Source organism: Prevotella sp. P5-92 (assembly GCF_002251245.1).
In the GTDB taxonomy this organism is placed as follows: Bacteria; Bacteroidota; Bacteroidia; order Bacteroidales; family Bacteroidaceae; genus Prevotella.
In genome coordinates, this window is record NZ_NPJG01000119.1 from 13,399 (window position 1) to 27,309 (window position 13,911).

At 44.9% G+C, this 13,911-nt stretch carries 12 protein-coding genes; all 12 read left to right on the forward strand.

Translation table 11 applies throughout. The features are described from left to right. Nucleotides 1-29 precede the first annotated feature (29 nt). Nucleotides 30-1,142: a DUF5074 domain-containing protein gene (locus CIK99_RS12120; protein ID WP_144007991.1), complete on the forward strand. Its 1,113-nt coding sequence runs from the start codon at nucleotides 30-32 to the stop codon at nucleotides 1,140-1,142. Continuing rightward, entirely contained in the window at nucleotides 1,142-2,251 is a 1,110-nt protein-coding gene (locus CIK99_RS12125) for an ABC transporter substrate-binding protein (RefSeq protein WP_094381758.1), read from the forward strand. The genes CIK99_RS12120 and CIK99_RS12125 overlap by 1 nt, the downstream gene beginning before the upstream one ends. Before the next feature lie 3 nt (nucleotides 2,252-2,254). Continuing rightward, complete coding sequence (locus CIK99_RS12130) at nucleotides 2,255-3,253, forward strand: iron ABC transporter permease (RefSeq protein WP_094381759.1); 999 nt, start codon at nucleotides 2,255-2,257, stop codon at nucleotides 3,251-3,253. A gap of 231 nt (nucleotides 3,254-3,484) precedes the next feature. Next, nucleotides 3,485-4,564: a phosphatidylinositol-4-phosphate 5-kinase gene (locus tag CIK99_RS12135; RefSeq protein WP_094381768.1), complete on the forward strand. Its 1,080-nt coding sequence runs from the start codon at nucleotides 3,485-3,487 to the stop codon at nucleotides 4,562-4,564. A 13-nt stretch (nucleotides 4,565-4,577) separates the two neighbouring features. Beyond that, nucleotides 4,578-5,030, forward strand: a complete 453-nt coding sequence (locus CIK99_RS12140) for a YhcH/YjgK/YiaL family protein (RefSeq protein WP_094381760.1) — start codon at nucleotides 4,578-4,580, stop codon at nucleotides 5,028-5,030. Nucleotides 5,031-5,068: 38 nt separating this feature from the next. Further along, nucleotides 5,069-7,153, forward strand: a complete 2,085-nt coding sequence (locus tag CIK99_RS12145) for an alpha amylase C-terminal domain-containing protein (RefSeq protein WP_094381761.1) — start codon at nucleotides 5,069-5,071, stop codon at nucleotides 7,151-7,153. A gap of 9 nt (nucleotides 7,154-7,162) precedes the next feature. Beyond that, the gene (locus tag CIK99_RS12150; protein ID WP_094381762.1) at nucleotides 7,163-8,317 is read left to right on the forward strand and encodes a DUF6057 family protein; all 1,155 of its coding nucleotides are present in this window, start codon (nucleotides 7,163-7,165) and stop codon (nucleotides 8,315-8,317) included. Between the two features lie 73 nt (nucleotides 8,318-8,390). Beyond that, nucleotides 8,391-9,242 (forward strand): ABC transporter permease, encoded by an 852-nt coding sequence (locus CIK99_RS12155; protein WP_094381763.1) that lies wholly within the window; start codon nucleotides 8,391-8,393, stop codon nucleotides 9,240-9,242. A gap of 27 nt (nucleotides 9,243-9,269) precedes the next feature. After that, entirely contained in the window at nucleotides 9,270-10,865 is a 1,596-nt protein-coding gene (locus CIK99_RS12160; RefSeq protein ID WP_094381764.1) for an ATP-binding protein, read from the forward strand. A 15-nt stretch (nucleotides 10,866-10,880) separates the two neighbouring features. Then, the gene (locus CIK99_RS12165; RefSeq protein ID WP_094381765.1) at nucleotides 10,881-12,152 is read left to right on the forward strand and encodes an ABC transporter ATP-binding protein; all 1,272 of its coding nucleotides are present in this window, start codon (nucleotides 10,881-10,883) and stop codon (nucleotides 12,150-12,152) included. Between the two features lie 9 nt (nucleotides 12,153-12,161). Next, the gene (locus CIK99_RS12170; RefSeq protein ID WP_094381766.1) at nucleotides 12,162-13,076 is read left to right on the forward strand and encodes a hypothetical protein; all 915 of its coding nucleotides are present in this window, start codon (nucleotides 12,162-12,164) and stop codon (nucleotides 13,074-13,076) included. 22 nt (nucleotides 13,077-13,098) lie between these two features. Continuing rightward, on the forward strand, nucleotides 13,099-13,911 hold an 813-nt coding region (locus CIK99_RS16115; RefSeq protein WP_094381769.1), incomplete at its 3' end, for an acyltransferase family protein.

Consider the following 13,911-nt stretch of genomic DNA (forward strand, 5'->3'; position numbering starts at 1 on the left):
ACAACAATAATAAAAAAAAGAAAAAAGAAATGAAATTCAGAAGTATGTATCTGACCGCACTTTGCGGTCTGGCTGTCTCGGCAGCCTTTACCTCTTGTAGTGACGACGACGAATACGATCCATTCGAATATGGCTCGAAGGTAGCGCTTCCTGAACACAGAGGCTACATCCTCAACGAGGGTTCGTATCAGCAGAACAATGCCTCTATCGCATTCTTTGACAGCGACCGCGACACTACAACAACAAAATCCATCGACCTGTATTATATGCAAAACGGCAAGCAGCTGGGCGATACAGGACAGGATATCATCGAGTACGACGGCAATGTCTATGTCGTGATGTATGGCTCAAACTATGTGGCTAAACTCAACAAGGCAGGCATCGAGGAAAAACGAGTGACATTTGACGAGACCCACGGACAGCCACGCTATGCAGCTGCAGACAACGGCTACCTCTACGTAACTGCCATCGGAGGCTATGTGTGCCGTTTTGACGCCAAGACTCTTGAAAAGAAAGACGAAGTGGAAGTGGGCAAGGCTCCTGAGCATATCGTCATCGAAGACAATAAGATATATGTGGCCTTGGGCAACGCCTACGACAATACAAACACTAACAACAAGGTGGCCATCATCGACACTAACAACTTCAACACAACGGGCGTGAAAAAGGTTGACGTGATGGATAACACACAGGTAGTGGTGGAATGTGGCGACTATATCATGGTGCAGGGATACGGAGCCGACTGGACATACACTCCGCTCTACGCCCTCAACACCAAAACAGGCAAGGCGCAAGACACAGGCGAATATACTACTCACATCGTGGAGCAGGACAACAAGGCCCTCTGTGCATGGTCGATGACAGACTGGAGCACCTACGAGACCACTAACACCTACTATGTGTATGACCCTGTAGCCATGAAGAAGACCGACGTCACTGCCACTATTACGGCAGCCGCCCCAGAACTGAAGTCAGCCACCATCTACGGCATGTCAGAGGGTAAAGACGATTCGTTCTACATCCTTACCTCACAGTATTCGGCTGGTCCAGGCAGCGTATATCACTTCTCTAAGAATTACACTCTGTTGTCAAAAATGACCACATGGGGACAGAACCCACGAAAGGTAATATTGGTTGACTAATGATAAGACACCTATTATACATATTATTATTGACCACTGTCGTCCTCACCTCATGCTCTCAGGGCAAAACCCAAGGAGCAGAGGTGGAGGGCGACACTCTGCGTCTGAAATATTCCCGATTGCTCACCGTGGTTGACTATGGGAAATATCGCACCGTGGATATTGCCGACCCGTGGAGAGAAGACCGGACACTACACCGCTATATACTTGTATCAGACACCACGGCAAACCATCTGCCAGAGGGCACAATAATCAATGTCCCTATACATCGTGCGATGGTGTTCACTACGGTTCATGCCTCTTTGCTTGCCGATCTTGGAGCGATGAAAGCCATCTGTGGCATGGCTGACGTGAGATATGTGAAACGTCAGGACGTGAGACGCATGGTGGCAGACAAGATCATCACCGACCTTGGCAACAGCATGTCGCCCGACATAGAGAAGATCATCGACGGCAATCCCGACATGGTGTTGGTGTCGCCGTTTGAAAACAGTGGCGGATATGGAAAACTCGACGAGTTGCATATCCCTATTGTGGAATGTGCCGACTATATGGAACCATCTCCTTTAGCGCGTGCGGAATGGATGAAATTCTATGGCATGCTAACAGGTCATGAAGACGAGGCAAACGCTCTCTTCGAGCAGGTAGAGACACGATACAACAGTCTGAAAACAGAAGCGTCACAACTGAAGGACAAACCCAAAGTAGTGATAGACTTGCCTTTAGGAAACACGTGGTATATACCTGGAGGACAAAGTACTATAGGACAGATGGTAGAAGACGCTGGAGGCACGTATTGCTTCCGCAACGACAAGTCTGGCGGCAGCAAGGCTTTGGCTGCCGAGGTCGTTGTTGAACAGTGCGAGGATGCCGACCTTTGGCTGTTCCGCTACGGAGGAGCAGAGAAGACGATAGCCACCTTGGCTTCAGAAAACAAGGCGTTCACACACCTTAAGGCATGGCAAGACGGTAATGTGTGGGGATGCTCTACCGAGCGGACATTGTTTTACGAGGAGACACCTTTCCGACCAGACCGTTTGCTCGAAGAGTTCTCAAACATATTCCGAAACCGTTCGGGAGAAGGACAGTATTTTAAGAAACTAAAATAAGAGATGAAGTGCAGCATAATACTCATATTAGCAATAACGGCATTGTTTTTCGCCAATCTGGTGTTCGGCTCCGTTGATATCCCCGCTGGCGAGGTGATGAGGATACTGTCGGGCAACGAAGCAGAAAAAGTGTCGTGGACATACATCGTCATCGAATCGCGTCTCCCACAGGCAGCGACAGCCCTGCTCTCGGGTATGGCACTTTCCGTCAGCGGCCTGATGTTGCAGACAGCCTTTCGCAATCCGCTTGCAGACCCTTCGATCTTCGGCATAAGCAGCGGAGCAGGCTTAGGCGCGGCTCTCGTCATGTTGCTCTTGGGTGGAAGCGTGACCGCTGGATCCGTAGCACTGACAGGCTTTGCCGCAGTATTCTTCGGGGCATTCATTGGCGCGATGATGGTGATGGGCGTAGTGTTTGTCTTCTCGTTGTTTATTCGCAATAGTGTTATGCTGCTCATCGTAGGTATAATGATAGGCTATATAGCCTCATCGGCTATCAGCCTTCTCAATTTCTTTGCCACCGAGGAGGGCGTGAAATCTTATCTTGTTTGGGGACTGGGCAGCTTTGGCGGCGTGTCGTTGAGCCTTTTGCCATGGTTCAGTGTAGTTACCTTAATAGCACTCGGCAGCTCGTTGCTACTCATCAAACCGTTAAATATCATCCAATTAGGAAAGAATTACGCTGAGAATCTCGGAATACACACGGCAGTGATACGCAACATCCTGCTCGTGATAACAGGAGTGTTGACAGCCGTCGTCACCTCGTTTTGCGGTCCTATATCGTTCATAGGTCTTGCAGTACCACACATAGCCCGGATGATGATACGCACCAGCAATCATGGCATACTGATGCCAGTAACCATGCTCACAGGAGCTCTCATTGCTTTGCTCTGCAACCTCATTGCCTCCATGCCGTCGTCGGGTGGGCTCATACCGCTTAATGCCATCACCCCGGTATTAGGAGCACCGATAGTGATATGGGTCATAATGCGTGGAAGATAATAAACAGAGAGGGGAGAAAAAACATTAACTTGACGAGAGAAATATCACGGGAGAAGGAGTTTTTGATGAAATTAATCGTCAATAATCGTTGAGTTGCGTTAAAAAATGTAAGATGTTCAAGCGATTGCTTGGCAGTTTACGAATATTGTTGTAACTTTGGCATTGCAAACTATAACATTCATTATTTTGAAACATCTATTTATATCAATAATACTGGCATTGGCCCCAGCCATGTCAGCTTCAGCACAAAAGCTCACATTAGGCACTTGCGTCACAAAGGACGAAGGTGACTACAGCGGTGAGATGGTAGGCGGAAAGCCTCATGGAAAAGGCAAAACAATATTCAAGAACGGCAACTGGTACGAAGGCAACTACGATAAAGGCAAGCGTAACGGTTATGGCGTATATACATTCTTCGACGGAGAGAAATACGAAGGACAATGGTTTCAAGACCAGCAGCATGGTAAAGGAACCTACTATTTTGCCAACAACAACAAATACGTGGGACTGTGGTATCGCGACTACCAGCAGGGCAAAGGCACCATGTACTACTACAACGGCGACAAATATGAAGGCGAATGGAAACAAGACCATCGCCAAGGCTATGGTGTATATACCTTTGCCAGCGGGGCTTATTACAAAGGCTATTGGGCCAACGACCGGAAAAACGGAAAGGGTTATTTTGACTGGGGCGACGGCTCAAGCTATGACGGCGAATGGAAAGACAACCAACGCTCGGGCAAAGGCACGTTCCGCTATGCTGACGGCGACGTGTATGTAGGCCAGTGGATCGACGACATACAAAACGGACGCGGCATATACAAGTTCAAAAGCGGCGACGTGTATGAAGGCGATTATGTGCAGGGAGAACGTACCGGCAACGGCATCTTCAAATATGCCAATGGAGATAAATATACAGGACAGTTCCTTGAAGGTGACAAACACGGACAAGGCACACTGACATGGAAAAACGGTGACGTATATACTGGACTATGGAAAACCGACCGACAAGACGGGAAAGGAAAGCTTACACTGAAAAGCGGCGACGTGTATGACGGCACTTGGAAAAACGGCAAACTCAACGGCGAATGTATTATCCATTTTGCCGACGGATCGAAATTCAAGGGAACGTTCAAGGACGACAAACGCCATGGCCCGGCCATTGAGGAAGACAAGGAAGGAAAACGCTTTGAAGGTACATACGTGGATGACAAACGTGACGGACGCTTTGTGGAAAAAGACCGCAACGGACAGGTTACAGCCACCGGCACCTACCAGAATGGATGGAGACAAATAGACAGAAAGAAATAAATTACATATAGTTATGATAGTAGATACACTCGACATGCTGAGCCGCTACACAGCGCTCAACCCATTGTTTGCCGATGTCGTTGAATATCTTGAAAACAACGACCTCAGCACTATGAAAGAAGGAAAATACGAAATAAAGGGAGACGACCTCTTCCTGAATCTTACGACAGCGACATCAAAGTCTGCCAACACAGCCGTGATGGAGACTCACGACGAAATGGTTGACATACAGATACCGCTCTCTACTTCTGAGACTTACGGATACACACCTCGTCGATTCTTGCCTGAGGCAGAATACAACGCAGAGAAAGACATTACAAAAATTCCCGACCTTCCAGCCGACGAATTTATCACCTGTCGTCCAGGCATGTTTGCCATTTTCTTCCCTCAGGACGGACACGCTCCATGCATTAGCGAAGAGGAAGGAATACGCAAAGCGATATTCAAAGTGAGAAATGTAAAATAACTGAGAACTTTCCCCCAACCTTTTATCCAAAGAATCAAATGGAAGAGAAAAAAACTACCACAAAGAGAAAAGCATGTGTACGCAAGACCAAGACACCTGCAAAACCTAAAGCGCCCGAACATATCGGACTGGTAAAGAACGACTCATGGCTCGAACCTTTTGAAGCTGCCATACGCGGACGTCACGAGCATGCCTTATGGAAGCTCAACCAGCTGACACGCAACGGAAAGAAGCCTCTGAAGGACTTCGCCACCGGACATCTGTATTTCGGACTTCACAAGACTCCAAGAGGATGGGTGTTCCGCGAGTGGGCTCCAAATGCCACGGAAATATATCTTATCGGCGACTTCAACAACTGGACCATCGACGAAAAATATAAGTGCAAACGCATAGAAGGCACTGGTAACTGGGAACTCAAACTGCCATCAAAGGCCATGAAACATGGCGACCTCTACAAGATGAAGGTACGCTGGAATGGCGGCGAGGGCGAACGCATACCTGCCTGGTGCCAACGAGTGGTTCAGGACGACACGACAAAGATTTTCTCAGCACAGGTATGGAACCCCGAGAAACAATACGAGTGGAAGAAGAAGTTGTTTAAGCCAAACAAGAGCCCACTGCTCATCTATGAGTGCCACGTGGGAATGGGACAAGACGCAGAAAAGGTTGGCTCATACAAGGAGTTTACGGAGAATGTTCTGCCACGTGTCATCGAAGACGGATACAACTGCATACAGGTTATGGCCATCCAAGAACATCCTTATTACGGCTCTTTCGGCTATCACGTGAGCTCATTCTTTGCGCCATCAAGCCGATTCGGCACACCAGAGGAGCTCAAGGAACTCATCGACACAGCCCATAAGAACGGTATTGCCGTCATCATGGATATAGTACACTCGCACGCTGTGAAAAATGAGGTCGAAGGACTTGGAAATCTTGCAGGCGACCCTAACCAGTTCTTCTATCCTGGTGAGCGCCACGAGCATCCGGCATGGGACTCTCTCTGCTTTGATTACGGCAAGGACGACGTGCTCCACTTCCTCCTCTCTAACTGCAAGTACTGGCTTGAGGAGTTTAAGTTCGACGGCTTCCGCTTCGACGGCGTCACCTCGATGCTTTACTACAGCCACGGCTTAGGCGAGGCATTCTGCGGATATGGCGACTACTTCAATGGTCATCAGGACGATAATGCCATCTGCTATCTCACACTCGCCAACAAGCTCATCCATGAGGTTAACCCTAATGCCATCACTATTGCAGAGGAGGTGAGCGGAATGCCAGGACTGGCAGCTAAGTTTGAGGACGGCGGCTATGGGTTTGACTACCGCATGGCCATGAACATACCCGACTATTGGATCAAGACCATCAAAGAGCTGAAGGACGAGGACTGGAAACCAAGTTCAATATTCTGGGAGGTGAAGAACCGGCGTGCTGATGAGAAGACCATCAGCTACTGCGAGAGCCACGACCAGGCACTCGTAGGCGACAAGACCATCGTGTTCCGCCTTATCGACGCCGACATGTACTGGCACTTCAAGAAGGGCGACGAGAACTTTATGGCTCACAGAGGCATTGCCCTCCACAAGATGATACGCCTCGTCACGGCATCAGCCATCAACGGTGGATATCTGAACTTCATGGGCAACGAGTTTGGTCATCCTGAATGGATCGACTTCCCGCGCGAAGGTAATGGATGGAGCTACAAATACGCGCGTCGCCAATGGAACCTTGTTGACAACAAGGAGCTGTGCTATCATTATCTCGGCGACTTCGACAAGGCAATGATAAAGACCATAAAGAGCGTCAGAAACTTCCAAAACAAACCCGTCCAGGAGATATGGCACAACGACGGCGACCAGGTGTTGGCATTCAGTCGAGGCGATCTGGTCTTTGTGTTTAACTTCAGCCCGTCGCGCTCGTTTACTGACTATGGTTTCCTCGTGCCCACAGGTAGCTATGAGGTCGTACTCAACACAGACGCCAAAGAGTTTGGTGGTAATGGCCTTGCTGACGACAGCATAATACACCTTACCAACTACGACCCCATGTATGTGAAAGACCACAAGGAATGGTTAAAGCTCTATCTGCCAGCACGTTCGGCAGTTGTCTTGAAGAAGAACTAAAACAGTGACATGAATTATAACAACAGACACGACAACGACAGCACCACTATCATGCGTATAGTGTGTGCTGTCGCGTTCGTTACATTCTCGTTTTCATTTCTCTATCTCCGTCAATCAGACGTGCTCTCTGTTGCACAGCATGTCCTAAGTGGCGGACAGACCACCTATTCACCCACGTGGGGAGCTGTCATCATCACACTGACATTGATGTTACTCCATCGTGGAGTGAACACATATTTCCCCATCAACAGGCGCTTTCATTGGCTTACCTATTTCCCGTCGTTTCTCCTTCTTACCATTGTCACGGATATCAGTCCGGAAATAGACATCAACTTCTCTATGGGAGCATGGCTATGGCTGTTACCACTATTGCTCGTGGCATGGTTCTTCATCACCTTAGGGTTGAGAAACGTGATTGACTACGAGGCAGACATCAACTCACGTGGACTTTTCTCGCGCCTTGTATGGATAAACCTGTTTGCCCTCTGCACCATGTCGCTCTGCACCGGCCTCATCTCCGGAGGCGACGACTTATTCCACCACAAGGCAAAGATGGAAACCCTGCTTGTTGACCGCGATTTTGCAAAGGCAGCTATAGTGGGTGAGAAAACACTCGATGGCGACCCGACAATGACCATGCTGCGAAGCTACGCCCTCAGCCGTGAAGGACGTATGGCTGACGAGATGTTCAGATATGCCGTCAATGGCACGTCAGAGACCTTGCTTCCCACAGGCAAGAATACTAGACTCATGCTCTATCCCACAGACAGTATCTACCGTTACCTCGGGGCTCGTCCGCTGCCAGACATGACCACACGTCAATATCTCAGCTCGCTGTTGGCGTCAGGCTATAAGACGAAGGCCATCTCTGACTATATACTTTGCGGAAAGCTCGTTGACCGCGACCTTGACGGATTCGCCCGCGAACTGCCACTCCACTACAATATCAACGACAGTCTTCCGCAGCATTACCGTGAAGCTCTCGTGCTCTACACACACCGCAGAGCCAATCCACTTGTAGTATATAAAAACCAAGTCATGGACACCGATTTTGACGATTTCCAGAAATTAGAAGACTCCATTTCCGAGTCCTCAGCACGTCGTCTGGCACTTTTCGAGCAATACTTTGGCACATATTGGTATTATTATGAATATGACAAGTGATTTTCTTCACTAATAGTTTGGTTACAACAGTTTTTTTTCGTAGCTTTGCAACTGAATTTAAATCTGACTTACAATGGAACAAAATTGGGATATAATAATAGACAACCATAAGAGACTATTCAGTCTCGACCTGAAAGAAGTATGGCGTTACCGCGACCTCTTGATGATGTACGTGAAGAGGGACATAGTCACCTTTTATAAGCAAACCATCCTCGGTCCAGCATGGTTTTTCATCCAGCCCATCCTCACCACCGTGATGTTTATGTTTGTGTTTGGCGGCATAGCCGGCATCTCTACCGACGGTGTGCCACAGGCAGTATTCTATCTCGCCGGACTTGTGTGCTGGAACTATTTCGCCGACTGCCTCACCAAGTGCTCCGACACGTTCAACGCCAACCAGCAGATATTCGGAAAGGTGTATTTCCCTCGCCTGGTCGTGCCATTCTCGATAGTCATATCCAACATGATAAAGCTCGGCATACAGTTTCTGCTCTTCGTTGTGGTGTATCTGTATTATGCCGTGAAACTCGGAGGTTTCAATGTCAACTGGACGATTTGCCTGTTGCCGCTGCTCATCCTTATGCTGGCATGCATCGGACTCGGATTCGGACTTGTCATCTCCTCAATGACAACAAAATACCGCGACCTACGCTTCCTCGTCTCCTTTGGAGTCCAACTGTGGATGTATGCCACGCCCGTCATCTATCCCTTGTCGGTGATGAAGAACAACTATCCCGACAAGATATGGCTGATAGTGGCCAATCCGCTCACTGCCATCACCGAGACGTTTAAGTATGGATTCACCGGCGTCGGGGTGTTCGAATGGTCGTATCTCCTATACAGTTTTGCTTTCGCCGTAGTCATTCTCCTTCTCGGTATTGTCATATTCAATCGTACTCAGAAGAACTTTATGGATGTGATTTAGTTTATTCCCAACCCAATATTTTGAATGATGAAATACCCTATAGGAATACAGACATTCAGCAACATAATCCAGGACGGATACGTATATGTCGATAAGACGGATATGGTATATAACCTGGCAAACAACGGGAAAATATTCTTCTTGAGCCGACCGCGCCGGTTTGGCAAGAGTTTGCTGTTGTCCACCCTGAAAAGCTATTTCCTCGGACAGAAAGAATTGTTCCGCGGGTTGAAGATCGACTCGCTTGAGAAGGAGTGGAATGTATATCCTGTATTCCATCTGTCGTTTGGCACTTCCAATTTCACAAAACTCGGCACATTGGAGGCTGTGATACTCGATTATATTGAGAGCTTTGAAAAAATATATGGCAGAACAACTAACTCAGACGATTATGCCATAAGATTCAAGCATGTCATCAAGGCTGCACATGAGAGGACTGGACAAAGAGCGGTTGTATTGGTTGACGAATATGACAAACCATTGCTTGACGTGATGGACAACAAAACATTGTATTATCAAAACGACAACGGCGAGAAGATTGCATACGAGACCCACAACCGGGATATACTCAAGGGATTCTATGGAGCATTCAAGGATGCCGACGAGAATCTTAAGTTCGTGATGCTTACTGGTGTCACGAAGTTCTCTCAGGTGAGCGTGTTCAGCGGATTTAATCAGCCAGATGACATCAGCTTAGACGAAAAATACGAATCTCTTTGCGGCATTACAAAGGAAGAGCTTCTGACCGTTTTTGACAAGCCAATCCGTTCGCTTGCATCAACAAAAAACAAGAGTTATGAGGATATGGTGGCAATGCTGACAGAGAAATACGACGGCTATCATTTCAGTAGCAAGATGACAGGCATCTTCAATCCCTTCAGCATACTCAATTGCTTTAGCAAGAACGATATGCGCAACTACTGGTTTGCCTCGGGCACTCCTGGTTACCTTGTCCGCCTCCTTGCCCATGGCAATGAGAACATCAACGAACTCGTTGGCAAATACTATCCCGCGGAGATGTTTATTGACTATAAGGCCGACGTTGAGCAACCGCTTCCGATGATATATCAGAGCGGCTATCTCACCATCAAGGCTTGCAATCCTCATAGGCAGACATACCTGCTTGATTTTCCCAACGAGGAGGTTCGTTCAGGCTTTATATCCGTGCTTGCCGGCGATTATTTCAAGGAGGGCAGAACTCAACCGGCCACTTGGCTTGAAGATGTGACAGACGCCCTTCAGGCAGGCAATGTCGAAATGTTCATGAAACAGATGACCGCCTTGCTATCCTCTGTCACATATCGTTTCCAGCGCAAGCAAGATGCGTTTGAGTGTGAGCGATATTTCCAATACACGTTCTATCTCATCATGCAGATGCTCGGTAGATACAACACATTGGTGGAGAAGGAGACGAGCGAGGGCAGGATTGACTGCGTTCTTGAATGTCCCGACTATGTGTATATCCTTGAGTTTAAGCTCAACGGCAGTGCGTCATCCGCCTTGAAGCAGATAGATGACAATGGCTATGCCAAGCCATATTTGGCTGACAGCCGCAAGGTGATCTGCCTCGGCATCAACTTCTCGTCGGAGAAAGGAACGATAGACGATTGGAATTTTTTGTAATTAAAATGAACAGCTATGAGCAGAAAAGTAATAGAATTCGATAGAGTCGGCAAGCAGTATGTGCTTGGCACGTTTGGCACAGGTACACTGAGTCAGGACCTCAACCGCTGGTGGGCACGTGTCCGCGGCAAGGAAGACCCTTACCTGAAGATTGGTGAGGTGAACGACCGCACAAAGAAGGGCGACAGCCGTTTTGTATGGGCATTGAAGGATATTTCATTCGATGTCGAGCAAGGCGATGTAGTTGGTATCATCGGCAAAAATGGAGCCGGCAAATCCACGCTTTTGAAGATATTGTCTCGTGTTACATCCCCGACTGTAGGTTCAATAAAGGTAAAAGGCCGCATTGCCTCCCTGCTTGAGGTAGGCACCGGTTTTCATCCCGAAATGACAGGTCGTGAAAACATCTACATGAATGGCGCTATCATGGGTATGACAAAGGCAGAAATCACCCGCAAACTCGACGAGATTGTTGATTTTGCCGGAGTCGAAAAATATCTAGACACTCCCGTGAAGCGCTATTCCTCGGGAATGATTGTCCGCCTTGGCTTTGCTATTGCCGCCCACTTGGATCCTGAAATCCTCGTTGTGGACGAGGTACTGGCAGTAGGCGATGCCGAGTTCCAAAAGAAGGCAATCGGCAAGATGCACGATGTGGCAAACGGAGAGGGCAGGACAGTGCTTTTTGTGAGCCATAACATGGCAGCAGTGAAGAGTCTTTGCAAGAAGGGGGTGGTGATGAAGAATGGCGGTATTGAATATACAGGAGATATTGAGTCCGCAATAAAGAGGTACTTGGTAAATAGAGATTCAATAGATACAGGTACCATAATGGGGAATATTTCATATATAAAACCTTCCTTGCATATTGATAGAATAATGATTAATGACACTACTGCTTCTTCTTCTACCATTCTGAATGGTCAAAAGAGTTTTAATGTAAAAATCGAAGGATTTACAGATAGTGATATGTCATATGATGTTATGGTAATAATAAAAAATGATGATGAAATGCCTTATGCTACTTATGCTCCAGGACATTATTATGGAAATATAAAGCATGCAAAAGCAGGAAAATTTAATTATGACGTTGACATAGCACTTCCAAAGATTTTGGCAAAAGGTAATTTGAAAATAGATTTATATATCCATCATCCTATGGTAGAATATCTTATGAAAGCTGAGAATTGTTGTACTTTAATGTCAGATGGATTTCAAGAAGGATTTGGAAGAGCATTGGAACATGGACAGAATGGTTTCATGGGACTAGAAACATATAACAATTAATAAAACAGAATGAAAAAAATAATATATAGTCTCACTCATAGAGGGCTTTATTCAGAATTAGTAAACTTGGCGTTGGCTAAAGTGTATGCTGATAAATATAATTATCGGCTACTGGTTAATTCAAGGAATTGGAACTCAAAAATAGATAATGGACTATCAGATTGGTTCATCCCTTATTTTGAAGAAACTCACAGTATCCTTACTTATCAAGAAAAAATCTACAATAATGAAAAACCGTGGATAGGTAAGATCTATTATAATCCTTCGGCGTTTTGGGGGTATTGGAGAGAGAGGTTATATAACAAGATATTCAAATTTTTTAGTCCAACTGCATTATTAAGTAAAGAGTCATTTCAAAGAATGCATTCAGGAGATTTTCTTTCGCAATATTCAGAAGGTGAATTATTGAATGCAGTTTCAAATTCTTTTAAGAAATTTTACAATTATAATGCATTGACACAAAACAGTATTTCAGAAAAGAAGCAGTACATAAACATTCCAGATAATTATATCTCTGTTCATATAAGAAGAGGAGATAAAATTGTTACAGGTGAAATGGAGGATATCGATTTAAATATTTATGCAGATACTATAAGAAAATATAGTTATATCAGTAATAATATTTATATAGCTACAGATGATGTTACTGTCATATCTTATATATCAAAGAAATTGAGTGATATAGACACAAATATATATTATAATAAAGAAAATAAATTGAAAGGCTTTGACGAAAAAACATACAATTTGAAATCAGATTCTGTAAGACGAGATGAAGTCCTGAATATGCTATTTGACATGGACATGATGATTAATTCATCGTTTTTCATTGGAACATTCTCTTCAAATGTAGGATGTGTAGTTGCCATGTATTTAGGACTGGACAAATGCCATAGTATAGATGTGTCATGGAAAATAGTTTAATAATGTTTTAAAGTATTAACATATGGAAAAGAATAGAATATGCTGGATTGATACTGCTAAAGGTATTTGTATATTGTTGGTAGTAATAAACCATGCAATTATGATAACACATATAGAATATATATATGGAAATATAAATATCGACAATTCACTATCTTCATTCAGAATGCCATTGTATTTTACTTTATCTGGAATTTTCTTTAAAAGATACGACAATATAATTACATTTTTTAATAAGAAGACTAATAATCTCTTTATTCCTTTTTTATTCTTTTACATTTTTGGTTCCATTTTTATTCCTTTGTTTTTTCAGGTTATTGGATTCAATATGTACTCAGAATCTTCATTCAAATCATTGGCGCTTGATTGTTTATATAATCATTGTAATCAAATAAATGGTCCACTTTGGTTTTTGTTATGTCTTTTTTTTGCAAATATTCTGTTCTATTTTGTTACATATTTCTATAATATGTCTCTTCTAATTTTCTTCTCTTTGTGTATGGGAATTATAGGACTAATGTTTTCATATTATCGTATAGAATTGCCTTTATCAATAGCCAGTTCGTTTACATGTTTACCATTCTTCTGTTTTGGATATTTAGTTAAACAATTAATAAGAGACAATAGATATAAAATGAAATATATTCCTTTTATGTTTTATATAATTAGTTGTAGTTTTTTAATCTATAATTATTCTGGTTTTGTAAACTTTTCACAAAATTATTTTGAGTTTCCTCTGACAGTATTTCCATTAGGAATACTTGGCGTAATTGCCTTGTTAATGATATCAAAGGCTATTAACACGCTAAATTTGGTCACATATATTGGCAGGTAT

Bases quoted from the DNA above. Each gene is read 5' to 3' on its own strand.
- CIK99_RS12155 (WP_094381763.1), top strand. From the start codon at position 8,391: ATGGAACAAAATTGGGATATAATAATAGACAACCATAAGAGACTATTC.
- CIK99_RS12125 (WP_094381758.1), top strand. From the start codon at position 1,142: ATGATAAGACACCTATTATACATATTATTATTGACCACTGTCGTCCTC.
- CIK99_RS12165 (WP_094381765.1), top strand. From the start codon at position 10,881: ATGAGCAGAAAAGTAATAGAATTCGATAGAGTCGGCAAGCAGTATGTG.
- CIK99_RS12145 (WP_094381761.1), top strand. From the start codon at position 5,069: ATGGAAGAGAAAAAAACTACCACAAAGAGAAAAGCATGTGTACGCAAG.
- CIK99_RS12140 (WP_094381760.1), top strand. From the start codon at position 4,578: ATGATAGTAGATACACTCGACATGCTGAGCCGCTACACAGCGCTCAAC.
- CIK99_RS12135 (WP_094381768.1), top strand. From the start codon at position 3,485: ATGTCAGCTTCAGCACAAAAGCTCACATTAGGCACTTGCGTCACAAAG.
- CIK99_RS12150 (WP_094381762.1), top strand. From the start codon at position 7,163: ATGAATTATAACAACAGACACGACAACGACAGCACCACTATCATGCGT.
- CIK99_RS12120 (WP_144007991.1), top strand. From the start codon at position 30: ATGAAATTCAGAAGTATGTATCTGACCGCACTTTGCGGTCTGGCTGTC.
- CIK99_RS12170 (WP_094381766.1), top strand. From the start codon at position 12,162: ATGAAAAAAATAATATATAGTCTCACTCATAGAGGGCTTTATTCAGAA.
- CIK99_RS12130 (WP_094381759.1), top strand. From the start codon at position 2,255: ATGAAGTGCAGCATAATACTCATATTAGCAATAACGGCATTGTTTTTC.
- CIK99_RS12160 (WP_094381764.1), top strand. From the start codon at position 9,270: ATGAAATACCCTATAGGAATACAGACATTCAGCAACATAATCCAGGAC.